Source organism: Halosimplex yunnanense (genome assembly GCF_054504345.1).
The window spans coordinates 109,095-131,773 of record NZ_JBTJEL010000029.1; the positions used below are offsets into that span (position 1 = coordinate 109,095).

Annotated in this window: 18 protein-coding genes; 13 read left to right on the forward strand and 5 right to left on the reverse strand. The window is 70.0% G+C overall.

All coding sequences use genetic code 11. The annotated features are described in order from the left end of the window. Positions 1-68: 68 nt before the first annotated feature. Positions 69-314 (forward strand): hypothetical protein, encoded by a 246-nt coding sequence (locus AB2U09_RS04035; RefSeq protein ID WP_459191402.1) that lies wholly within the window; start codon positions 69-71, stop codon positions 312-314. 77 nt (positions 315-391) lie between these two features. Then, complete coding sequence (locus AB2U09_RS04040; protein ID WP_459191403.1) at positions 392-1,342, forward strand: Rv3626c family coenzyme F420 biosynthesis-associated protein; 951 nt, start codon at positions 392-394, stop codon at positions 1,340-1,342. 54 nt (positions 1,343-1,396) lie between these two features. On the opposite strand, the gene AB2U09_RS04045 is transcribed toward AB2U09_RS04040, so the two are convergent. From AB2U09_RS04045 to AB2U09_RS04055, 3 genes are read right to left on the reverse strand one after another with little or no spacing between them, the layout of a single operon-like run. Continuing rightward, entirely contained in the window at positions 1,397-1,783 is a 387-nt protein-coding gene (locus AB2U09_RS04045; RefSeq protein WP_459191404.1) for a DUF8527 family protein, read from the reverse strand. A gap of 52 nt (positions 1,784-1,835) precedes the next feature. Beyond that, positions 1,836-2,270, reverse strand: coding sequence for a nuclear transport factor 2 family protein (locus tag AB2U09_RS04050; RefSeq protein ID WP_459191405.1), 435 nt, complete (start codon positions 2,268-2,270; stop codon positions 1,836-1,838). Next, a complete protein-coding gene (locus AB2U09_RS04055) occupies positions 2,270-2,821 on the reverse strand; it encodes a hypothetical protein (protein WP_459191406.1) in 552 nt (183 codons plus the stop codon). The genes AB2U09_RS04050 and AB2U09_RS04055 overlap by 1 nt, the downstream gene beginning before the upstream one ends. Before the next feature lie 182 nt (positions 2,822-3,003). Between AB2U09_RS04055 and AB2U09_RS04060 the strand changes: the two genes are divergently transcribed. From AB2U09_RS04060 to AB2U09_RS04105, 10 genes are all read left to right on the forward strand, one after another. Further along, positions 3,004-5,223, forward strand: a complete 2,220-nt coding sequence (locus AB2U09_RS04060; RefSeq protein WP_459191407.1) for a DUF4129 domain-containing protein — start codon at positions 3,004-3,006, stop codon at positions 5,221-5,223. After that, positions 5,220-6,131 carry a DUF7269 family protein gene (locus AB2U09_RS04065; protein WP_459191408.1) on the forward strand — a complete coding sequence of 304 codons (912 nt, stop codon included), beginning with the start codon at positions 5,220-5,222 and terminating at the stop codon, positions 6,129-6,131. The genes AB2U09_RS04060 and AB2U09_RS04065 overlap by 4 nt, the downstream gene beginning before the upstream one ends. After that, positions 6,124-7,431, forward strand: coding sequence for a DUF58 domain-containing protein (locus tag AB2U09_RS04070; protein WP_459191409.1), 1,308 nt, complete (start codon positions 6,124-6,126; stop codon positions 7,429-7,431). Before AB2U09_RS04065 ends, AB2U09_RS04070 begins: the two co-directional genes overlap by 8 nt. Further along, positions 7,431-8,858, forward strand: a complete 1,428-nt coding sequence (locus AB2U09_RS04075; RefSeq protein ID WP_459191410.1) for a DUF7519 family protein — start codon at positions 7,431-7,433, stop codon at positions 8,856-8,858. Before AB2U09_RS04070 ends, AB2U09_RS04075 begins: the two co-directional genes overlap by 1 nt. 71 nt (positions 8,859-8,929) lie before the next feature. Next, positions 8,930-10,180 (forward strand): AAA family ATPase, encoded by a 1,251-nt coding sequence (locus tag AB2U09_RS04080; protein WP_459191411.1) that lies wholly within the window; start codon positions 8,930-8,932, stop codon positions 10,178-10,180. Between the two features lie 39 nt (positions 10,181-10,219). After that, entirely contained in the window at positions 10,220-12,949 is a 2,730-nt protein-coding gene (locus AB2U09_RS04085) for an AAA domain-containing protein (RefSeq protein WP_459191412.1), read from the forward strand. A gap of 325 nt (positions 12,950-13,274) precedes the next feature. Then, the gene (locus AB2U09_RS04090; protein ID WP_459191413.1) at positions 13,275-14,132 is read left to right on the forward strand and encodes a phosphatase PAP2 family protein; all 858 of its coding nucleotides are present in this window, start codon (positions 13,275-13,277) and stop codon (positions 14,130-14,132) included. Between the two features lie 72 nt (positions 14,133-14,204). Next, positions 14,205-15,428 (forward strand): lactate racemase domain-containing protein, encoded by a 1,224-nt coding sequence (locus AB2U09_RS04095; RefSeq protein WP_459191414.1) that lies wholly within the window; start codon positions 14,205-14,207, stop codon positions 15,426-15,428. 135 nt (positions 15,429-15,563) lie between these two features. Further along, complete coding sequence (locus AB2U09_RS04100; RefSeq protein WP_459191415.1) at positions 15,564-15,989, forward strand: hypothetical protein; 426 nt, start codon at positions 15,564-15,566, stop codon at positions 15,987-15,989. Between the two features lie 144 nt (positions 15,990-16,133). Beyond that, entirely contained in the window at positions 16,134-18,587 is a 2,454-nt protein-coding gene (locus tag AB2U09_RS04105; RefSeq protein ID WP_459191416.1) for a HEAT repeat domain-containing protein, read from the forward strand. 1 nt (position 18,588) lies between these two features. Here AB2U09_RS04105 and AB2U09_RS04110 read toward each other — a convergent pair whose 3' ends face one another. Both AB2U09_RS04110 and AB2U09_RS04115 read right to left on the reverse strand, forming a co-directional pair. After that, positions 18,589-21,330, reverse strand: a complete 2,742-nt coding sequence (locus tag AB2U09_RS04110; protein WP_459191417.1) for an ATP-dependent helicase — start codon at positions 21,328-21,330, stop codon at positions 18,589-18,591. 118 nt (positions 21,331-21,448) lie between these two features. Continuing rightward, on the reverse strand, positions 21,449-21,655 hold the full coding sequence (locus AB2U09_RS04115) for a hypothetical protein (RefSeq protein ID WP_459191418.1): 207 nt from the start codon (positions 21,653-21,655) through the stop codon (positions 21,449-21,451). 108 nt (positions 21,656-21,763) lie between these two features. Here AB2U09_RS04115 and AB2U09_RS04120 point away from each other — a divergent pair, with 108 nt between their 5' ends. Then, positions 21,764-22,663, forward strand: coding sequence for a dihydrodipicolinate synthase family protein (locus AB2U09_RS04120; protein WP_459191419.1), 900 nt, complete (start codon positions 21,764-21,766; stop codon positions 22,661-22,663). Positions 22,664-22,679 lie beyond the last annotated feature (16 nt).

Below are 22,679 nucleotides of genomic sequence, written 5' to 3' on the forward strand. Positions count from 1 at the left end.
CTTGGCAGTCGCCCGCGGCCGGCCGGTGCCGGCGAAATCCCTTTCCGGGCCGTCCGCGAACGGTCTATATGGTCGAGATCACCTTTCTGGAAGTTCACCTCGACGGCGCGGAGTTCACGGCGAACGCGCCCGGCAGCGGCGGGTTCTCCGACGAAGACGGAGCGACCGACGAGACCGGACTCGGTAGCGGCGAATCGGACACTGGCGGCGGATCGAGTCCGCTGCCCTCGCTGCTCGCGTTCGTCGGGCTCGTCGTCGCCGTAGTCGTCGTCCGCCGTCTCCTCGGCGGGTCGGGCGAACCGGCGCTCGAATAGCCCGGAACGCGGGCGCAGTTCCGCGGCGAACCGCCGGCGGGGAGAAGGCATTTCCCGCCGCGCGCCTTCCTTCGAGTATGGGACTGTACCAGAGCGTCCGGGCGGTCACGACCGCCTCGGGCGAGGGGCCCGTCGACTGGGATTCGGTCGCCGACGCCGCCAAGGCCTCGACCGATCCGGGGTCGCTGGCCCTCACCGGAGCCGAGGAGGCGGGCTACGCGGCCGACGTGCGCGAGGCCCGCGACCGCGTCCGTTCGGTGGCCGCCGTGGAGTTCGACCTCCCCGAGATGGTCGAGATCCAGAACCGCCACCACTGGATCGACGCGAACGTCGCTACCTTCGAGCGGGTCATGCGCCCGCTGGAGGAGCAGGTCACGATGTTCCCCGGCGCCAGTCGCGTCGTCAACACCGGAACGATGAGCGTCGCGCTCGCGTTCCTCGGGAACAACGTCCTCGGGCAGTACGACCCGCTGTTGCTCGCCGAGGGCGACGACCACGCGCTGTATTTCGTCCACCCGAACATCGAGAAGGTCGCCGCAGCGCTGGGGGTCGACTTCGGTCGGTTCCGCCGGTGGATAGCCTTCCACGAGGTCGCACACGCCGCCGAGTTCGGCGCGGCCCCGTGGCTCTCCGACCACCTCGAAACGACGATGGAAGGCGCCGTGACCGCCCTCGGTGAGGGGTCGCTCGACCGCGACGCGCTCAAGGAACTCGACACGACGATGACCGCCGTCGAGGGGTACGCCGAACTCGTGATGGATCGCGCGTTCGACGACGAGTACGCGGACCTCCGCGAGAAGGTCGAAGAGCGCCGGCGCGGCCGCGGGCCGGTGGCGCGCGTCATCCGCCGGCTGCTCGGCCTCGGGATGAAGCGCCGCCAGTACGAGCGCGGCAAGGCCTTCTTCGACGCCGTCGCCGACCAGCGCGGCGTCGCCGGCGCCTCCGTCGTCTGGGACGACCCCGCCAACCTGCCCACCGACGCCGAACTCGACGAGCCCGCGCTGTGGCTCGCTCGCGTCGGCGAGTGACCACGCAGTAATCGATTCTCCGGATCTCCGCTCCGACTCTAGCGCCGACGCCGATCAGCGCCGTCCGCGGTCGCGCGACCGTGAAGACGTGTCACTGCCGGTGCCCGTGTCGCCGTCACCGTTCGAGCGACTATCGTCCGAACGACCCCCGTCGGTGCTCCCGCCTTCGCCGTCGGTGAAGGGGTTCTCCTCGATCCGGCGCTGTTGCTCGCGCCGGCGCTGTCGCTGGCGGCTCGCCGGCGAGGAACCGGTCGGGATGACGAACCTGGCGAGCGGGTAGCCGACGATCAGTCCGAGGACGACGGCGCCGAGCGCCTGGAGCGGCGTGGGGTCGACCTGCAACGCGACCAGTCCGCCCGAGGCGCCGACGAGCAGGGTCACGCCGATAGTGACGCGCCGGCTGAACGACGAGCGCTCCTCGTCGGAGATCGGGTCTACCATCGGTTTCTCCCGGGTGTTCGAGTTCGCCTTCTCCGCGACGCACCGGTCCGACTCATCCGAGGTCCCTCGCAGTGCTGACGTGCATGCCGACGAACTGCCAGCGTTCGGGTTCGCTGTCGCCATCGGTGGTCTCGGCGGCGTCCGATTCGGCCGGTTCGTCGCCCGCCCGCAGTTCGAGCGTCCCGCTCCAGCGGGTGTCGAACTCGAAGCGGATCTGCCGGTCGGTGTCGGTCCACGCCATCGCGACGCTGTCGGCGAACCAGGCGTGGCGGTCGCGTTCGGTGACCCGGAGGTCGCGGCTCTCGACGTGCCAGCCGGTCGTCGTCTCCGTCTGCTCGCGCAGGCCCTCGGCGACCTCCTCCCCGCCGACGAGTCGCTCGGAGATACCGACCTTGACGACGTCGTCGCCCGGAGCGAAGAAGGGAGCGAGCGCCTCACCGGCGCGGAGCGCGTCGTAGTACGCCCGCACCCGGTCGTCGGCGCTCATCAGTGGAAGCCCCGGTCGACGGACTCGTCGATCAGGTCGTCGAGTTCGGAATCGAGCAACTCCTCGGCCTCCTCGAACGTATCTGCGAGCTCGTCGACCGAGTCGGGACGTCCGTACTGGTCGTACTCCATCGGCCCGTAGGCGGGCGAATCGAGGGCGTCCATTACGTCCTCGAACAGGGCGTCGGGCGTCGTCGGCGCGTCGGCGTGGGCCTGGACGACCTCCTCGAGGCGTGAAGCGGTGTCCTCGGCCTCGTCTTCGTCTTCGATCCCCTGTCGGACGCCGAACATCCCGCCGTCGCCGGGTTCCTCCGGGAACAGCGGGTCGAGTTCGTCGTCGATCTTGCGCGCGACTTCGGCGCCGACCCCCTGCACCTCGTAGGGGTTCTTCGCGTAGGTCTTGACCTGGAACACCCCGACCGAGGGGTGGCCGAAGTACAGATCCTCGCCGATGCCGTTCGCGCGGTCGCCGCCGGTCGCGCGCCAACCGTCCGGATCGGCGCTGCTCTCCACGACGTCTTCGAGGATGTCCTGCCAGTCGCGGACGCGCATATCGGTCGCGCCTTGGACGCCACCGGGAATGAAGGCATCGGTCCCCGGTCGCGCGGTCGGCCGCTGTTCGCGCCGCTCGCCCCGAACTGCCGGACCGGACGTTTGATTACCGGGGACATCTGACAGGTGTACAACAGCCCGGCGACCGGACGGGTCCGGCGCCGGGGGAGTGGGATACGACGGTGTCCGAAACAGACGCGACGGGCGAGGGCGGAAGCGGCGCGGGCGCGGGAGCCGCGGGTGTCGACCGTCGACAGGTCGCGCTCGTGGTCCTCTGTCTCCTCGGGCTGGTCGTCGCGGCCTTCGTCGCCCCGATACTGCCCAACGCCGGCGTCGGCGGCGGCAGCGCCGGAGGCGATGGGGGCAGTCAGGCGGGGGACGGCAGCGGATCCGCCGACGATGGCAGCGGGGAATCCGGACGGGGGACGGTTCCCGGTGAGGGGGGTAGTGGACAGGGCGGCGAAAGCGAGGACCGAGGCGGTGAACGCGGGAGCAGCGACGGCGAAGGCGACACCGGCGGAGCGGGCAAGGTGATCCGCGACGAGGGCGATCCGATTCCAGTCCCCGGCGGTGACGCGCCGCCGACCGAACGCGGCTGTGCGGTCGTCGTGGAGAACGAGCCGATCCCCGGCGCGATGGTGGAAGTCAGCGTATACGACGACCTCAGACCGGCTCCGAACGTCTCCGTCTGGTTCGGCGACCGGTTCGTCGGTCGCACCGACGAGGAAGGCGGCGTGCGCGGGCGAGCGCCCTACACTCGCGAGCTGAACGTGACCGTCCAGAAGCCCGGCGAGGAGTGTGAGTTCTTCCGTCGACAGTACGAAGACGACCCGCAGTCGAACGTCGCCCGTCCGGAGCAGTCGAGTCTCAGTGGCTCCGACCGGTCGAGTCTGGGCGCTGGCTTCGGAGCCGGAGACCTCTCGCTCGGCGGCGACACCGACTCGCTGGCACAGACCGACGACGGGAACGACACCGCGCCCTACACCGTCCACGGGACGGCCAACGCCACCGTCGCCGGCGACCCGTACCCGGGCGAGACGGTGACGCTGCGCGCGTCGGTCAAAGGCGTCGGCATGCGCCGCGCGAACGTCAGCGTCGACGGCGAACTCGTCGGGCGGACGACCGTGAACGGGACCTACCACCTCGCGGTTCCCGACGACGAGGACTCGATCCGGATCGCGGTCGAGCGCGGGGACTTCGGTGCCTCGGTCGTCCTCGACGTGTGGCTGCTGGACGCGAGCGTGGTCCCGCAGGAGGGACTTCCCTTCCCCGGCGAACCGGCGCTCGTCAACGCGACCGTCGGCGGCCCCCCGGTCGACGACGCTCGGGTCTCGCTCGCCGGGTCACAGCTCGGTCGGACCGACGACCACGGCAGCCTCGGGTTCTCGCTCCCCGCGGACCCTCGCCAGTCAGTCACGGTGCGGACCGAGCGACAGAGTGTGAGGACGACGCTCTGGAACGTCTACCTCGCGACCATCGTTCCGGCGGCGTTCCTGCTGGTCGCGGGCGTCGTCGGCGTTACCGTCACTACCCGTGTCCGCGGGCGACGTGCGGGCCGCCGCGCCGCGCTCGTGTGGGCGGCCGTCGCGACGATGTTCGTCGGTCTGGTCGTCGGTGAGGGGTTCGGCCTGCTCGTCTCGATAGGTCTCGTGCTACTCGGCGCCGCCGTCCTGAACCGGGGAACCGTGCGGTCGGGCGGCGAGTCCGCGGCCGGCTCGCTGGCCGCCCTCGTCGCGTTCGTCCGGCGGACCGCGCTCGCCATCGCCGACTGGATCGCCGTCGCACTGGATCGCGTCGCCGCGGCGCTCGGCCGGGTCGCCGCGCGCATCGCCTCGCTCCCGCTCTCGATCCGTGGGCTCGCCGCTCGACTCGGCGCGTGGCTGCGCGCGCTTCCCGGGCGTGTCCGGGCTTTCTTCGCGGACAGGTTCTCCGCTCGTCGCGCCGTCGCCGCGGTCTTCGCGCTCGCGCTCGTAGCTGGACTGACGTCGCAGTTCGGCGCTCTCGGGTTCCTCGGGTCGCTCGTCGCACTGTTCGTCGCCTTCCTCGTCTATCGGTGGTGGACGCGCGAAGAACCGGACGCGAGCAGCAACGACGACACCCGACCGACGTTCGGGACCGCAGACAGGCGATCGACCGGCGACGACGGGCCAGCGACGCGGTCGCTGCGGGCGATCTGGCGACAGTTCGCGCGATGGGTCCGCCCGAACTCGTGGCGGCAGTCGACCCCGGGCGAGGTCTCGCGGGCGGCCATCGAACGGGGGTTCCCCGAGCGGCCGGTGCGCGTACTCACCGAGGCGTTCCGCGAAGCGGAGTACGGCGACCGATCGTCGACCGACCGGAGCGACCGAGCACGCGAGGCGTTCGAATCGATCGAACGCGAGCGGGAGGGTGAGGACTCGTGAAGCGCGTCCTCACGGCGATCGCGGCCCTGATCGGCGTGGTCGCTATCGCCGCGGCGCTCGCGCTCGCCGTCGTCCTGACGCCGGTGACGGCCTCCGATGCGGGCGTGGGCGCCGTTTTGGTCGCGCTGGTCGGTGGAATTCTGGTGATCGCGAAGCTCTACCGCCCGGCCGACGACGAGGACGTCGCGCCGGCGCCGTGGACCGACGAGGGCGCGCTCGTGGCCGGGCGGCCGGAGGAGACGGCCGACCCCGCCGACGTGACCGGCGCCGAGTTCGCGAAGACCGTCGACGAGGCCTGCGACCGGGCCGCGTCGAGCGACGCCGTCGAGGACGGGTTCGAGGTCGTCCGACCGCCGCTCCGCGAGGTGCTGACGCGGGTGCTCGTCGCGAGTGGGACGGACCGCGACGCCGTCCAGGACGCGCTCGCGGCGGGCGAGTGGACGAGCGACCCAGTGGCCGCCGCGGTCGTCGACGAACGGGTCGATCCGCCGCAGCGATCGCTGCGCGAGCGGATCCGGGCGTGGCTGTTCCCCGAGCGCGTCGTCCGCCGACGGACCGCCCGCGCGGTCGGTGCTATCGCCGAGACCGCCGAAGCGGAGCTGCCGCCGGTGGCGGGCCAGCGGGCGCCGCGCACGCTGCCGACGCTCGCGCCGGCGCTCGGCAGCCTCCAGCGCTCCGTCGACGGGACGCTCCAAGAAGCGAGTACGCCGCCGACGGCGGGTTCGGCCGGCGACAGTGACGACGGAGGCAGCGCGGGGAGCGAAACCGACGGCGGGGCGGCCGGAACGGGCGATTCGGCGTCCGACACGGACACCGGTTCTCCCGGCAGTGACGCCGCCGAAGCCGTGGCTTCGACCGACGACTCAGACGTAACGGACCTCGTCGAGGAGGTGTGGGAGGATGCGTAAGCGTCGCGTCCGCTGGCGCGGGGCCGTCGCTGCGACGCTCGTCCTCGCGGTCGCGGGCCTGTGGTTCCGGAGCGCCGCGCTCCTGCTGGCCGCCGCCATCCCGCTGGTCTACGTGGCCTATGGCGCGGTCTCGACGGTCGACCCGCCGTCAGCGGTCGCCGTCGAGCGGACGATCGACCCCACCCCCGCGCCGCCGGGTCGGCCGGTGACGGTCTCACTCACCGCGACGAACGAGGGCGAGCGGACGCTGTCGGACCTGCGAATCGTCGACAGAGTGCCGGACGACCTGCAAGTCGTCGACGGATCGCCGCGGGCGGGGACGACGCTTGAACCCGGTGAATCCTGTGACCTGGAGTACACCGTCGTCGCCCGCCGCGGCGAGTACGACTTCGAGCGGCCGCGGGCGCGACTCCGCTCAGGCGGCGCGGGGATGGTTGCGACGACCGCCGTGCCGACGGCCGGCGACGACCGGCTGATCTGTCGGCTGGACGCCGACGCGCCGCCGCTGGCCGAGCGCGGCGACGACTTCGTGGGCCGGCTGACGAGCGACCAGCCCGGCCGCGGCGTTCAGTTCCACTCGACGCGGGAGTATCGCCACGGCGACGCCGCCGACCGGATCGACTGGCGCCAGTACGCCCGCCGCGGCGAGCTCGCGACCGTCAACTACGAGCGGTGGGTCTCGACTTCAGTCGTCGTCGTCCTCGACGCCCGTGACGTCTGCCGCGTCGCTGCCGGCCCGGGCCGGCCCACTGCCGTCGAGCGGTCGGCCTACGCGGCCGTCCGGACGATCAGCGCGCTCATGCGAGTCGGCCACGACGTCGGGCTGGCGGTCGTGGGCCGGGACACGTCCGGTCCCGGCGGGCTGGACTGGGTGGCGCCGGGAACCGGCTCCGACCATCGCTCGCGGCTGCTTGCGAGCATCGAGCGGGCCGTCGAGGTGGACGTGCCGAGCAGCGTCGACCCGAGCTACCAGTTCCAGAAGGTCGCCGAACTCGCGGACCGGCGGTCCCAGCTCGCGCTCGTCTCGCCGCTGCTGGACGAGGAACCGGCACAGGCGGTCTCCTCGTGGGGCGCGCTCGGCCGCTCCCGGATCGTCCTCTCGCCTGACGTGGTGACGGCGACGACCGTCGGCGGCCAGCTCGAGGCCGTCCGGCGACAGACGCGACTCACCCGATGCCAGTCCAGCGGGGCGCGGACCATCGACTGGCGCCGGGGGACGCCGCTGGCGCTCGTGTTAGAGTACGCGCTCGCCGTCGAGGCGCGCCAGCCCGCGGGGACCGCCACGGGGGGTGCGCGCTGATGCCGTTCGGCCCGCGGCTGGACAGGCCCTCGGCCGTCGGCGACGAGGGACGCCCGCGTGAGACGAGTCTCGGCATCGCCGCGGTGACGGTCGTCGCGCTCGCCGTCGCGACGGGAACCGTCGTCGGGCGGCCGAGCTTCCTGACCGGGTTCGCGCTGGTCGCCGGGATCGCGTCGGCCGGCGTCGCCCTGCTCGACCGCGACACCCTCGGCGAGAAGGTCGTCGGCCACCTCTGCTTTCTCCCGGGCGCGATACTGCTCGGCGTGCTCGTGTTCGTCTATCCGGGCGGGCCGCTGCTGATCGGCGGGTTCGCGCTCGCGGTGCTCGGGGTGGCCTCCTCGTGGGCGGACGTCGCCACCGACGAGCCGCTGGAGTCGGCGCTCTCGCAGGGTATCCTCTCGTACGTCTTCGGGATCTGCTGGCTGTTCGGCGGCGCGATCGCCGTCGCCGGGCTGTTCCTCTGCTGGAAACTCGTGGACGGGACGACCGCGGCGGAGAATCCGACGGCCGCGGCGATCGGGCTGCTGGCCGTCGTCGGCCTCGTCGCGGCGGCCGTCAGGGTCTCGTTGCGCTGGCTTCCGGTCGTCCAGCTTGCGCCGCGCGACCGGCGCGAGGCCGTCAGGGCGAATCTGGGGCGCACCAAGCGCGCGTTCACGCTCATGGCGCTGGGCGGCGTCGGGACGGCGCTGGTCTCGCTGGTGTTCCTGGCGACGTCCTCGCCGGCGCTGGCGCTCGTCCCCGGCGCAGCGCCCGTCGTCGCCGCCCTCTCCTCGGTGTACGTCGTCGGACCGCTGCTCGCCGTCGGCACGCTGGCGCTCCTGGCGGCCGGCGTGGCCGTCGGCGCACGGGGGCTCACGCGCCAGTTCGACGAGCGGAAGACCCGAACCGTCGCGGGCGCCATCGCCGGCGCCGGCTACATCGTTGTCCTCCTGTTCGGCGTCGTCCCGCAGACCTTCGGGATCGTCCTCTTCAGCCCGCTCCTGTTCGTGGCCGCTGTGTTGCTCGCGCCGCTGCTCGTGTTCGTCCTCGTCGGGTTCGCGCTGATCGCCGTCCGACTGGACGTGTTCCCGGACAGGGCCGGCGGTCCGGCGCTTTCGGCCGCGGGGCTGGTGATCGCCGCCGTCGGTGCGGGGTCCACCGGACTCCCGGCACCGCTCGTGTTCGCCTGCGTCGCCGGCGCCCTCGTCGTCTGGGACGCGGGGTCGTTCGGGCTCGGACTCACCGCCGAACTCGGCCACCGCCCGGAGACCAGACGGCTGGAACTGTACCACGGCGTCTTCGCCGTCGGGATCGGCGCGGTCGCCGTGGTCGGGGCGACCGGGCTGTACGCACTCCGAACGAGCGCGCTGGGGCCGGCCGGCAACACGGTCGCGATGACCGCCGCCGTCGTCGGTGCGCTGGTGCTGGCGGCGTTGCTCCGCGGATAGGTCCCCAAGCGGGGCGGACGCCGGAGCGCGGATCGCACAGATTCATGTCGGTGGAGTCACAGGGGACGGCCATGGCCGATCAGGAGCTGACCGTCGACGAGGCGACGGAGGTGTGCCTCGACGTGGTGGAACGGGTGGAGGAGGCGGTCGTCGTCGAGCGGTCGGTGCTGTACGAGACGCTCGCGGCCGTCATCGCCCGCGGCCACGTCCTCGTCGAGGACGTTCCGGGGACCGGCAAGACGGTGCTGGCGCGCGTCCTCGCGGAATCGCTGGGGCTGGGGTTCACGCGCGTCCAGTTCACGCCGGACCTCCTGCCCGCGGACGTGACGGGGTCGAACGTCTACAACGAGCACGAGCGGGAGTTCGAGTTCGCGAAGGGCCCGGTGTTCACGAACGTCGTCCTCGCCGACGAGATCAACCGCGCGCCGCCGAAGACGCAGGCGGCGCTGCTCGAATCGATGGAGGAGCGGCAGGTCAGCGTCGACGGGACGACCCACGACCTGCCCGAACCGTTCGTCGTCATCGCGACGCAGAACCCCGTCGAGCAAGAGGGGACCTTCCGGCTGCCCGAAGCCCAGCGCGACCGCTTCGCGGTCAAGACGTCGATGGGCTATCCCGACGTGGACGGCGAGATGGACCTGCTCGACAAGCGCGCCGAGCGGCGCTCGCTCGCGCCGAGCGTCGATCCCGTGATCGGTCCCGGGACGGTGCTCGCGCTGCAGGACCTCGCCGAGGACGTGCGCGTCGACGACAAGGTGCGGCGGTACATCATCGACATCGCGCGGGAGACTCGCCAGGACGGCCGAACGGAGATCGGCGTCTCGCCGCGCGGGGTCCAGCGGGTCTTCGAGGCCGTGCGAGCGGGCGCCGTTATCGCCGGCCGTGAGTACACGACGCCCGACGACGTGAAGCGACTCGCCCGCGCGACGATGGCCCACCGGCTCGTGCTCACGACGGAAGCGACTGTCGAGGGCGTCGACCCCGAGGCGATAATCGACGACGCGCTCGAGGCGGTCGACGTGCCCGCCGTCTCGCCCGACGCGCCGGATCCGGGCGGTCCCCGCGACCAGTCCGACCGCTCCGACCGGTCCGAGCGCGCAGAGCGAACGAACGGTGACCGACGCGGATCGGAGCGCGGGGACGACGCGGCTGGCCGGAATGGCTCGGACGTGAGTGACGATCCGTACCGCGGCGGGAGTCCCGGAGAGGGTCAGCGCTCTGGCGGTCGGACGAGCGAACCCGGCGGCGAGCGCAGGAACGAGGGCCAGCCCTCGAACGGACGGCCGAACGGCGGCGAGGTCGACGACGGCGACCCCATCTAACCGACAGCGTTTTTCCCGCGGCCGTCCCGAGAATTGAGCGTGACACTCCGCGGCGTCGCCGTCGACGTGAGCGAACCGAAGACGGTCTCGACCCAGTACGGCGAGAGCGAACTCGTCGAGGTGAGCCTGCGGCCCGACCGGGGCCGAGGCGAACCGACCACGGTGACCCTCTGGGGCAAGTGGACCGAGACGGCGACGTACCTCGAACCCGGGATGGAACTCGCGGTGACGAACCCCGAGGAACGGGAGTATCGCGGCGAGCAGCAGTACTCGACGAGCGGCGACTCGATGGTCGTCGTCGAACCCGATTTCCTCGTCGACGTGACCGACGTGCGCTCGTGGGTGCAGTGCCCGCGGATGTACTACCTCAACAAGATCGGCGGGACGCCGAACGCGTACCCCGTCGTCAAGGGGACCATCGTCCACGAGGTGTTCGGCGACCTCCTTCGCGGTCGTGATCTCGACGAGTCCATCGACGAGCGGGTCGAGGAGGCCGGCCTCGAACTCGGGATGCTCGGCCGGAGCGCCGACGAGGTCCGCGAGGAAGTCCGACAGAACGCCTCGGCCATCGAGGGCTGGCTCCAGCAGGGAACCCTGACGGACGAGGACGAGTGGCGATCGGAGATGACGCTGGTCAGCGAGACCTACGGGCTGAAGGGGCGGGCCGACGCCGTCCGCCGCGGGATGCCCGTGGAACTAAAGACGGGCAAGAACACGAAGCGCGAGCCCCGCTTTCACGACAAGGTGCAGGCGACCTGCTATGCACTCATCCTCGGCGAGCGCCGCGGGGAACCGCCGGACACTGGGACGCTCCTCTACACCAAGAACGCGGCCGTCGAGCGCAACGAGGAGAGCGGCGACCTCTCCCCGGCGAAGGAGTTCTCCATCGGGTCGGGCTTCCTGAAGTTCGTCCTCCGCACGAGGAACGCGCTGGCCGCGATGGAACACGGCGTCGACGTGCCGACGGGATACGAGGCCGACGCCAAGTGCGAGTACTGCTTCGAGCAGGACACCTGCATGGCCGTCTCCGGCCGGCTCGGACAGGAGTCGAAGGCCGGACAGGTCGGCAAGCAGGTCCCCGAGGAAGAGCGCGAGTACTTCGACCGCGTCTACGAGTCCATCGAGCGCGAGCGCCGGGCCGTCCACCGTGAGTACGCCAAGCTCTGGGAGCAAACGCCGGAAGAGCGGGCCGACGACGACCGCGCCCTGGTGAACCTCGAACCCACCGAGCGGACGGAACTCGACGGCGGCCGCTGGGAGCTCCGCGCTCGCGGGACCGGCGCCGTCTCGAAGATCCGCGAGGGGGACCTCGTGCTCGCCAGCGACGGCGACCCGATCCGCGGCGAGGCGGAACTCGCCCGCGTGGAGCGACTCGGTGGCAGCGTCGACGAGGACGACGGGAAGGGGCCCGAAATCGTCGTCACCGCCGACGAACCGGTCGAACTCCGCCGCATCGACGTCTACCCGTCCGAACTCTCGACCGACCGGATGCTCACCGCGCTGCACGACGCCGTCCTCACGCAGTCGCCCGCCGAGAAGGACGTGCTGTTCGGCCGGCGCGAGCCCGAGTTCGAGGAGGTTGAGGAGACGTTCGTCCCGAACAACGACGCCCAGGACGAGGCCGTCAGGCTCTCCGTCGGCTGCGAGGACTGCGCGCTCATCCACGGGCCGCCGGGGACGGGGAAGACGTATACGCTGGCCCACGTCGTGCAAGCGCTGGTCGACGACGGCGAGCGCGTCATGCTCTCGGCCTTTACCAACCGCGCAGTCGACAACGCCCTCGAAGCGCTCGTGGATCAGGAGTTCACCGACTTCGTCCGCGTCGGCACCGAGAGCGGGGTTCGCGAGGACATGCAGGAGTACCGGCTGGAGCGGGCCGGCGACCCCGACGAGCGGGTCGCGGAGTTGCGCGACGCGCAGGTCGTGGCGGCGACGACGGCCACCTGCGGGTCGCGGATCATGCGCGAGCAGGACTTCGACGTAGCCGTCGTCGACGAGGCGGGCCAGCTCACCGAACCCGGGACGCTCGCGGCGACGAACCTAGCCGAGCGGCTCGTCCTCGTCGGCGACCACCAGCAGCTGCCGCCGGTCGTCCAGGCCGACGAACCCGAACCGGAGACCGGCGGTGACGAACCGCCGGCCCCCGGCGCCACGCTCTCCCGGTCGCTGTTCCAGCGGCTCATCGAGCGTTATCCCGACGCCTCGGTCATGCTCGACCGCCAGTACCGCATGGCCCAGCGCATCCAGGCCTTCGCCTCCCGGGAGTTCTACGACGGCCAGCTACGCCCCGCGACCGGCGGGGTGGCCAGCCAACATCTTCGCGACCTGTCGGAGGTCGACGTCGAAGCGCTGCCCGACCACCTCCGCGACCAGGTCACGTTCGTCGACCCCGATGGGGACGCTGAGGGGAACACGAACCCGACCGAGGCGGCCACCGTGGCGGAGACGGTCGCGGCGTACCGCGAGGCGGGCGTCCCCGCCGAGGAGATCGGCGTTATCGCGCCGTTCCGCGCGCAAGTGGCCGAGATCGGGAAGCACGTCCCCGACGCCGTCGCCGTCGACACGGTCGACCGCTTCCAGGGGTCGAGCAAAGAGGTCATCGTCATCTCGTTCGTCGCGACCGGATCGCTCGACTCGCCCATTTTTGAGGACTACCGGCGCGTCAACGTCGCGCTCACCCGGGCGAAGAAAGCGCTCGTTCTCGTCGGTGATGCGGAGGCGCTCCGCACCGACGAGACCTACGGTCGGATGGTCGACTGGGCGCACTGAGGCCGTTCTCTCGATTTCCGCCGAACGGACCTCGGCCGCGCGTTTTCACTTTCACCCCGTGGCTATCACTTTTGACTAGTGACTCACCGCTTCACTTTCACCGTGTGGCCCAGATTTATGTCTAGGGCCGGACGTTTCACTTTCACCCCGTGGCCGACATTTATGACTAGTCGATTACCGTTTCACTTTCACTCCGTGGACAGGAGTTATCACTGGGTTTCGGCTCTACTTTCACTCCGTGGCGGAGTTTTATCACTAGGTTCTGACCAGTCTCGCGGCGACCGGTGGAGGAAGCTATAAGCCGTATCGCCGGCGGGAGTACGGTATGTTCAGGCTGGTCGAGGCGAGTCGGGTGCTCAGGGCGGCGGTGCCGGCCGAACTCGCGCCGCTGTTCTGGGTGATCACGCTACTGGGCAGTGCGAAGTTCCTGATGGTCGCGCTCTCGCTGGTGTACTGGAACGACCAGCGGCGGCGTCGGGAACTCCTCGCCGTGATCAGCGTCGCGTTCGTCGCCGTCTCGCTGACGCTCGCGCTGAAGTACTGGTTCGGGCTGCCGAGACCGCCGGCGGTCGTCCAGCGGTATCCCACTACACCCAGTCCGGTCGGGTTCCCGAGCGGGCACGCCATCGCCGCGACGACCGTCTACGGCGGCGCGCTGATCGCGATGGACGAGTATCGCGACCGGACCACCGTCCTCGGAGTCGGCGCGCTAGTAACCCTCATCGGGCTCTCCCGTGTCGTTCTCGGCGTTCACTACCTGGGCGACGTCCTCGCCGGGTTCGCCGTCGGGCTGGTGATGCTCGGGGTGCTCGTCGTCGCGATCGACGAGGGGCCCGCCGTGGTGTTCGGACTCGCCGTCGTGCTCTCGATCCCGGCGCTGCTGGTGACCACCGATCCCGGCGACGCCGCGCTCGCCCTGGGCGGCAGCCTCGGCGGTCTCGCCGGTTCGCTCTGGCGGACCGGCGCGGCGCGGTTCCGCTCTCGCACCGAGCGGGCGTTCGTGAACGTCGCCGGCGTCGGCTTCGTCGGCGTCTCCCTGATCGCCATCGAAGCCGTCGACACCCGGCTTATCGTCGCGGCCGCCGGCAACGCCGCGCTCGCGTTCGGCATCGTCGCGCTCCCGTCGCTCGTCGGTCGCTTCGACCGACTGAATCGCGCGACCGCGACCGATTCGGCCGACTGACGGGCGTTTTCCGGGACACCGCTGATCCGAGCGACCGGTAGGCTCTCGGACGGGGGCGCTCTATCTCCGCCCGTGACTCTCGAACTCCCGCTGGGCGAGGGGACCGTCTCCGTCTCGCTCCCGGACTGCGACGTGACGGTCTGCCGGCCGCCGGGCGGCGACCCGGTCGACGTCCGGCAGGCGGCCGAGCAGGCCGTCGCCGACCCGCACGGCCCGCGCCTCGCCCGTCGCGTCGACCCGGACGACACCGTCGGGATCGTCGTGACCGACGTGACCCGCGCCACGCCCGACGACGTCTTGCTCGACGTGCTGCTGGAGGAACTCGGGGCCGCAGGCGTCGCCCGCGAGCAGGTGACGGTGATCCTCGGCCTCGGGCTCCACCGGCCGATGAGCGACGACGAGATCGAGACTGCGCTCGGCGAACACGCCGACCTCGCGCGGAATCACGACCCCGACGCGACCGTGGAGGCCGGGACGGTCGAGGGGACGCCGATCGAGATCAACGAGACGCTCGCGATGGTGGACACCGTCCTCGCGACGGGGATGGTCGAACCGCACCAGTACGCCGGCTTCTCCGGCGGCGCGAAGACGGTCGTCGTCGGCGCCGGCGGCGAGTCCCAGATCGGCTACTCCCACGGCCCGGAGATGCTCGCCCGCGAGGGCGTCCGCCTCGGCCGCGTCGACGACAACCCGTTCCGGGAGTTCGTCGACGCCGCCGGCGACCTCGTCGGCGTCGAGTTCTCGCTCAACGTCACCCACGGCCCGAGCGGTATCCTCGGCGCCGCGGCGGGGAACCCCCGATCCGTCGTCAGAGACCTGGTCGACACCGCCCGCGACGCGCTCGCCGCACCGGTCGAGGACGGCTACGACGCCGTCGTCGCCGGCGTCGGCGCGCCGAAGGACGCGAACCTCTACCAGACGACCCGCGCGGCGACGTACGTCGTCCTCGGTGCGCACAACCCGCTCCGCGACGGCGGCCGCGTCGTGATCCCAGCGGCGCTCCCGGAGGGCGCCGGCGAAGGGACCGGTGAACGGCGGTTCTACGAACGGCTCTCGTCGGCCGAGAGCGCGGATGCGCTCTACGCGGAGATGCGCGAGGGCTACGAACCCGGCGCCCAGCGGGCGTTCGTCGTCGCTCGCGCCTTGCGGGACCACGACATCTACGTGACCGACAGCGACAGCCCGGAGATCGTCGAGGAGTGTCTGATGCACTCCCGCGAGTCGGTGACCGACGCTGTGGAACCCGGGAGCGACGTGCTCGTTGTCCCCGACGCGCTCGACACGCTGCTGGTGTAATCTGTCGGCTCGGCGGCCCGAATGTTGAACGAAGTTTCAACGGACTCGGGACGCGGTCCGGACGGAGTTTGCCGGCTCTCCGGGGGGAGTTTGAAAATTCCTTATCCGCGCGCCGGGCGCCGAGGCGAACGAATCATGACAGACGAGACGACTCGACGCAGGTTCCTCAGCAGAGCGCTCGCGACCGTCGGCGCCGCCGCGGTGGCCGGTTGCTCGGTGGGTGGCAGCGGCGACAGTGAGACGACCGAACCCGGCGACGATTCGATGGACGGCGGCGACTCGATGGACGACGGCGACGACATGGACGATTCCATGGGTGGGACCGACTCGATGACCGACTCCATGGACGACAGCTCGATGGACGAAACGGAGGACAACATGGGCAATGGGATGGACGACACCGCGACCGAGGAGATGGACGACGGAATGGAGGCGACGACCGGGACTGACGGCGGCATGGACGGAATGGCGGAGACGGATTCCGGGATGAACGGGACGGAGAGCGGAATGAACAGTGACGAGACGATGAGCAATGGGACGAAAACGGACGACGGGATGTAGACTCACGTCCAACAAGATACTGGACTTCGAGGAGTGCACCGCGGTTAAGTAGTGAATCCAGATCGGTAGACCCCGTCGACGTCTCACGTGACTATTTGTCACGCCCTCTGAACACTTTTCCCGGAAGTGTGCGTGTGAGGCGTCATGGGATCGGACGTCGTCCTCCACTTCGAGCGGCCCGGGCGCTTCGACGCGGCGTTTATCCGCGAGTTCGTCGACGCTCTCGACGAACTCGGATACGATCGCGACGGGCCGAGCCAGTCCGAACTCGACGGCGTGGGAACGAGCGATGAGTGGTCAGTGGAGTTGACGTTCGATGATCCGGAGAGCAACCTCCGGAAATCACCGTTCGAGGTCACGTTTCGACCGCCGACCCACGAATACGACCGGCCGCACATGGACCGCCGGATCGGCTTCTGGCTCCCGAAGCCGAGGAAGTACCCCGACGTATTTCTCGATTACGTCGCGACGCTTGGTCCGCTGTTCGACCGAGCTGGGTTCAGATACGGCCACGCGTCGTTCGCGCAGATCGGTCGACCGCCGCCGGGGTGGATTCAGCCGGGCGTCTGGTGGCGGACGGGACCGGTGACGTTCTTCGGACCGGAACTCGTCGAAGAAATCGGCCGTGACCGCCTGCTGTCGACGCCCGCGACGGCCGCCCGCGAGTACGAGCGGGGAAGCATCATGCTCGTCACGCTGACGCACAACGGGTCTGCGGCGTGGTCACTTCGTGAGCCGACAGCGCGGAGACCGAAGTGTGTCGGCCGACTCCCGGATCCACCGTTCGAGCCCGAACCGGACTCGCCTACCCGACGTTGTGGGGCGGTCGGTGGGCTGGACGGCTGGAACCCCGAACACGGGCCCAGCGCCAGTCACGACCAAAGCCGCGAGTGGATCGACCGGACGCTCGCCGAGGGAGAGCCGTGCCAGCGTGCGAGCGCGGTGTTGGCTGTCGCCGCTTCCGTTCACGATCCTTCGGAGCGGCGGCGACGAATCACGGCCGCAGGCGCTCCGATCGATCCGACCGAACCCGACGACCCAGCACTCAGGGCGGCACTGCTGGACGGGTTCGCGGATCGCCCGTGGAAACTCGACAGTGACGGGGCGAAAGACGGCTACTTCGCCTGCCTCTTCGACGAGGACGCCGAGGTCCGTCGGGCCGCGGCCAGCGCCCTCGCAACGATGGAGGGGCGGACGATCAGGCGCGAACTCGTCAAGCGCGTCCGCGACGACCCGTCACCGCGGGTTCGGGCAGTCGCGATGGCCGCGCTCTCGGTATCCGTGCAGGCAGCTTCCGAGAGCGAGGTCCGAACGGTCGCCCGTCACTGTTACGAGCGTGACGACGACGAGGGGGTACGCACCGCTGCGCTGGAAGTCGCTGGCGAAGTAGACGGCGTGTCGCTGCTCGTCGACGGGCTCGATGACCCCGCACGCAGAGTCCGGTCGGGGGCGATCGTCGCGCTCCGGCGAGCCCTCGACGCCGGCGACAGGCCGTCCGACGCGCTGGTCGAACGGCTCCGGGCGGCTTCCGACGACCTGATCACACTTCTCGGCCACGACGACGATGGCGTCGCGCACGTTGCCGCAGACGCTCTCGCCGTGACGCTCCCGGCGACCCGGGACGCCATCGTCGCGGAACTAGCCGACGGCGAGACGGTCAGACGGGCCGGAGCGTCGTACGTTCTGGCCGAGGGTGACGCGCTGACACCTTCGCTCGCACGTGAGGGGTTGACCGACGGAGCCGTTCGCGTTCGAACCGCTGTCGCGAGTGCGCTGGCCGACGCGCCAGAGACGGCCGCAGTGGTGGCGCCGTCACTCTGGAAGCGGTTCGAGTCGGCCGATGCTGCTCGCGAACTCACAGCACTCGGTCGTGCGCTCCGTTCGGGCTGGGATCATTCGGAGGGGGCGTTCCCGATCGACCGGACGTCGGTTGTGGCGGTTCTCGACTCGGAAGTGCTCTCCCGTGGCCGCTGGGCCGCCGTAGCGTTAGCCGGTGCGCCGGAGGGACGCGAACGACTGCGACGGATGGCCGACGACGCCTCGAACGCACGCGAACACGGGGCAGCGCTGTTCGGTCTCGGGTACTGCGGTAGCCAGGCAGATCTCGACAGGTTCGAACGGGCCGTTGCGGACGACCCACCCTGGGCAGTTCGATCCGGGGCGGCCTACGGTCTCGGCGTTCTCTCGTCCAGTCTCGACCTGTCTCGTGAAGTCGGACGAGATGCGGACACAGTCCTCAGAGATGCACTCCGTGACCCCCCTGACGATCCGGAAGCACGGCGGCTCCCGAGCCGTGACGCGGGACCGAAGTTCCACCGTCACGTCGCCGAACGGCTCTGCACACGCGATAGTGAGCCAGCGTATCAGCGACTGCTGGCCGAAACGGCCGACCTCAGCACCGGAGAGGTCATCCACGTCGTCGGGTCGCAAGCGTACGAGATCACCGACGAATGCGCTTGTCGAACCGTGTTGGAAAAGCGTCGACGCGCCCTCGAATGCGGTGACGAACAGATATCGCTGGGCCGGTGGGACTGGGAGTGGAAGGCCGGTCATACTGACGACATCCAGTGCCGAGGGCAGGACGGCCGGGCGTGGTGAGTCAGCTCGTGAGCGACGACTCATCCGCATCACTGTCGATCTCGGCCATGACCCGCTCGTGGAAGCGCTGGAGCACCTCGCTCTCGTCCTCGGCGAGCACGACGTCTGACGCCATCAGTGTCGCGAGGCCGAATGCCCGCGGCGACGGGGTGTCGACGCGGTGGTGTTCGACGGTGACCGCACCGTCGCGGATCGCGGCGACGACGTCCTCGATGGCGTTGACGTTCAGCTTGTCTTCGAGGATCTCGCGGTAGGTCTCCTCGATGACCGCGAACTCCTCTAGGCCCTCGGCGAACCCGAGCAGCATCTCGGAGTTCATCTGCTGCTCGCTGGCGGACTTCTCGTAGCCCTTGTAGCGCTTGAGAATCATCAGCGCCCGGGTGGCGTTGATCCGGAAGTACCGCTGGAGCAGGTCGGTGCCGTCGAGGCTCGCCCGCAGGTCCGGCCGCACGTCCGTCGGCCGCAGGTCCGCGAGGACGCCCGTCACGTCGACTTTCCGGTTGAGCGGCATCGAGAGCGTGAAGCCGTTGTCGGCGACGGCCACCTGCACGTTGGCGTCGGCCTCCTGGGCGACCCGGTAGGCCAGCAGCCGGGAGAAGCCGTCGTTGAACCGCCGGCCGTAGTTCGAGTGGACGTAGTACCGGCGCTCGTACTCCTCGCGGTCGAGTTCTTCCTCGACGACCAGCCGTTCGTCGGTGCTGACGCTCTCGAAGCCGGCGTACCGGATCTGCTCCTCGAACATCCGGGTGATCGCCCGGACGCTGTTCTCGTCGAGTGGCGCCGACCGCAGCCAGTGGCGCACCGCGCCGTCCCCGCCGCGGTCGAACCGGTCGAGCAGTTCCCGCTGGAAGGCCAGGATTTCCCGACCGAGGTCGTAGGACAGGGGCAGGCGCTCGGAGTACCACGAGGGGACGGTGGGCCGTTTGTTCGTCCGGTCGACGTACACCTTCGACCCGCGGCGGTAGCGGTACTCGAAGCGGTCGCCGCCGAGGACGAACACGTCGCCGGATTCGAGCGTGTCGAGGTAGGACTCGTCCAGTTGCCCCACCCAGTCGTCGCCCGACCGGGTGAACACGTCGCAGGTGAACGAGTCCGGGATGGTGCCGATGTTGGTCATGTAGATGACCCGGGCGAGCCGGCCGCGCTTGCCCATCAGCCGCTCGCCGACGGGATACTCCTCGTAGTGGTGTTCGCCGTCCGGCGGGTCGTTCCCGTCGCGCCAGACCTTCGCGTAGACGTGGCGGTCTTCCATCCCGTCGTAGTCCGCCGTGAGGTACCGCATCAGCGACTCCCACTCGGCGTCGCTGTAGTTGCGATAGGGGTAGGCGCGTTCGAGAATTCCGCGGATTTCGGCTTCGGGGCGGATGTCGGCGATCGCCATGCCGTAGACGTGCTGGGCGGCCACGTCCTGGGCGTTCTCGGGGACGAACACGCGGTCGACGAACCCCTCGGTCGCCTTCTTCAACATTACGGCGCACTCGACGAGTTCGTCGCGGTCGAGCGCGACGACGCGCCCGGTGACCGTCTCGCCGAGCTGGTGGCCGGCGCGGCCGACCCGCTGGAGCAGCGCCGCGACGGACTTCGGCGAGCCGACCTGGACCACCAGGTCGACGTGGGGCATGTCGATACCGAGTTCGAGGCTGGTCGAGGTAGTGACCACGTCCAGATCGCCCGACTTGAGCCGACGTTCGACCTCCTGACGGCGCTCTTTCGAGAGGCTGCCGTGGTGACAGCCCGAGTTCTCCTCGTCGTACTCGTCGTTGCGCTCGCGCAGATTATGGAGCACCCGCTCGGCGCCCGATCGAGTGTTGGTGAACACGATGGTGTTCGTGTGGTCCTGGATCAGGTCGTGCAGGTCGCGGTAGAACCGGTCGTTCACGACGTCCGGCGGCGTGTTCACCAGGTCGTCGGTCGGGCAGACGAGCTCCATGTCGAACTCGCGGGCGAAGCGAGCGTCGACGATCTCGTAGTCGCGGGGGTCGCCGCCGGGGGACTCCTGGCCCACTAGGAACTCGGCCATCGCGTCGAGCGGTTCAACCGTCGCCGAACAGCCGATCCGGGTCGGCGAGCCGTGCGCGAGCGCTTCGAGCCGTTCGAGCGAGACCGAGAGGTGGGTGCCCCGCTTGTTCTCCGCGAGGCTGTGGATCTCGTCGACGACGACGTACTCCACGGTCCGGAGCTTCTCGCGGAACTTCGGCGAGTTGAGGAGGATGGCGAGGGTCTCCGGCGTCGTGTTGAGGATGTGGGGCGTCTCTTTCAGCATCTTCTGGCGGTCGGCGTCGCTGGTGTCGCCGTGGCGGATGGCGTGGCGGATCTCGACGTCTTCGCCGCGGTCGTCGAGCTTCTCCGTGATGCCGTCCAGCGGCACCTCCAGGTTGCGGTGGATGTCGTTGGCGAGAGACTTGAGCGGCGAGACGTACAGGCAGTAGACGGAGTTTTCGAGCCCGTCGGCCCGGTCGCGGCGGAACAGCTCGTTGATGATCCCGGTGAAGCTGGCGAGGGTCTTGCCCGAGCCGGTCGGGGCCGCGATGAGTGCGTTCTCGCCGCGGTGGATGAGCGGGACGGCCTCCTTCTGCGGCGGCGTGAAGAAGCCGCCGTTCTGGGGGACGAACTCGCCGAACTGCTCGACCCACCACTCGCGGACCGGTGGCTCCAGCAGGTCCAGCACGTCGCCGTCGTCGATCTCGACGCCGGCCGGGTCGACACCCACCTCCGCCGCGTCGAGCAACTCTCGTCCTCCCATTCGGGGTTCGCTCTCCGGTTAGGGCCGCGCAGTCAAGTGGGTTTGGACAGCGGAGCGAAAGTGGTCGGCGGCGATTTAGACCCTCTCGGTACTGGGATTCCCAGAACCCGCTATCGCGTCACCTCCCGAACGCGTTGTCGGTCGTGATCATGAGGACGGCGAGGATCAAGACGGCCAGGACGCCCAGCGCGGTCCCGACTGCGCCGTCGCCCATCGCGTCGAGGCTGAACCCCCAGGCTTCCCGAACGACGACGTATCCCACCGCGAGCGTCGCGAACAGCAGCCCGACCGCCTTCGCGAGCGGAGAGTCGATACGGAACCCCATGCGATCGGGTTACCGTCGAGGAGCCAAATGTCTTGTGAGCCGATAGGATCTGCCGGGGCGCGCAGGGTCCGGCCGTCAGGTCAAGAGGCTGGCGGCCCAACCCGAGACGTGCTCCCGAACTCGACGCGGGTCCTCTGTCCGCTCGTAACGCCCTTCGACGACGGCGACGTAGACCACGACGCGCTCGCGGGCATCGTCGGTCACCTGGCCGACCGCGGCGTGGACGGGTTCGTCCCCTGCGGCACCACCGGCGAGTTCGCCAGTCTGACGCAGGACGAGCGCAACGCGGTCGTCGAGACGACGGTCGAGGCCGCGCCCGCCGACGCGCCGGTCGTCGCAGGCGCCGCGGGCACGGCCGTCGAGACGGTCCGCGAGCGGATTTCGGACGTGGACGCCGCCGGCGCCGACGCCGCGCTCACGGTCTCGCCGTACTACGTCACCCCCTCTGACCCGTCGAGCAACCAGACGTTCTTCGAGCAGGTCGTCGACGACAGCCCGATCCCGATCTACCTCTACAACATCCCGTCGGTCGTCAACGAGGAGATCGCCCCCGAGACGGTCGAGGCGCTGGCCGAGCGCGACACCGTCGTCGGCCTCAAGGACACCAGCGGTGACCTGACCCACGTCACCGAGGTGCTCGACCGGGTGCCCGACGATTTCGAAGTGCTACAGGGGTTCGACGGCCAGCTGGTCCCCGGCCTCTACATGGGGATGGACGCCGGCGTCAACGCGGTCTCGCACGTCATCCCGGAGCGGATCACGGCCGCTGTAGAGGCCGTCCGCGACGGGGACCACGACCGCGCCCGCGAGTTGCAGCGCCACGCCGTCGACCCGCTCTTTCGCTGCGGGACCGAGTACGGCTTCTCCGGCGCGACGAAGGTCATGCTCGCCCACGAAGGACTGATCGACGAGCCCGAAGTTCGCCCGCCGCTTGAACTCCCCGACCCCGACGAGCGCGAAGCGATCCAGTCGACGCTGGACCGGATCGACGACGGCGCGTCCGGGTGAGGAGCCGGGCCCTGCC

Excerpts from the sequence above, each read along its gene's own strand:
- AB2U09_RS04040 (WP_459191403.1), top strand. The coding sequence starts at position 392 with ATGGGACTGTACCAGAGCGTCCGGGCGGTCACGACCGCCTCGGGCGAG.
- AB2U09_RS04090 (WP_459191413.1), top strand. The coding sequence starts at position 13,275 with ATGTTCAGGCTGGTCGAGGCGAGTCGGGTGCTCAGGGCGGCGGTGCCG.
- AB2U09_RS04045 (WP_459191404.1), bottom strand. The coding sequence starts at position 1,783 with ATGGTAGACCCGATCTCCGACGAGGAGCGCTCGTCGTTCAGCCGGCGC.
- AB2U09_RS04105 (WP_459191416.1), top strand. The coding sequence starts at position 16,134 with ATGGGATCGGACGTCGTCCTCCACTTCGAGCGGCCCGGGCGCTTCGAC.
- AB2U09_RS04035 (WP_459191402.1), top strand. The coding sequence starts at position 69 with ATGGTCGAGATCACCTTTCTGGAAGTTCACCTCGACGGCGCGGAGTTC.
- AB2U09_RS04070 (WP_459191409.1), top strand. The coding sequence starts at position 6,124 with ATGCGTAAGCGTCGCGTCCGCTGGCGCGGGGCCGTCGCTGCGACGCTC.
- AB2U09_RS04080 (WP_459191411.1), top strand. The coding sequence starts at position 8,930 with ATGGCCGATCAGGAGCTGACCGTCGACGAGGCGACGGAGGTGTGCCTC.
- AB2U09_RS04050 (WP_459191405.1), bottom strand. The coding sequence starts at position 2,270 with ATGAGCGCCGACGACCGGGTGCGGGCGTACTACGACGCGCTCCGCGCC.
- AB2U09_RS04075 (WP_459191410.1), top strand. The coding sequence starts at position 7,431 with ATGCCGTTCGGCCCGCGGCTGGACAGGCCCTCGGCCGTCGGCGACGAG.
- AB2U09_RS04055 (WP_459191406.1), bottom strand. The coding sequence starts at position 2,821 with ATGCGCGTCCGCGACTGGCAGGACATCCTCGAAGACGTCGTGGAGAGC.
- AB2U09_RS04115 (WP_459191418.1), bottom strand. The coding sequence starts at position 21,655 with ATGGGGTTCCGTATCGACTCTCCGCTCGCGAAGGCGGTCGGGCTGCTG.
- AB2U09_RS04100 (WP_459191415.1), top strand. The coding sequence starts at position 15,564 with ATGACAGACGAGACGACTCGACGCAGGTTCCTCAGCAGAGCGCTCGCG.
- AB2U09_RS04110 (WP_459191417.1), bottom strand. The coding sequence starts at position 21,330 with ATGGGAGGACGAGAGTTGCTCGACGCGGCGGAGGTGGGTGTCGACCCG.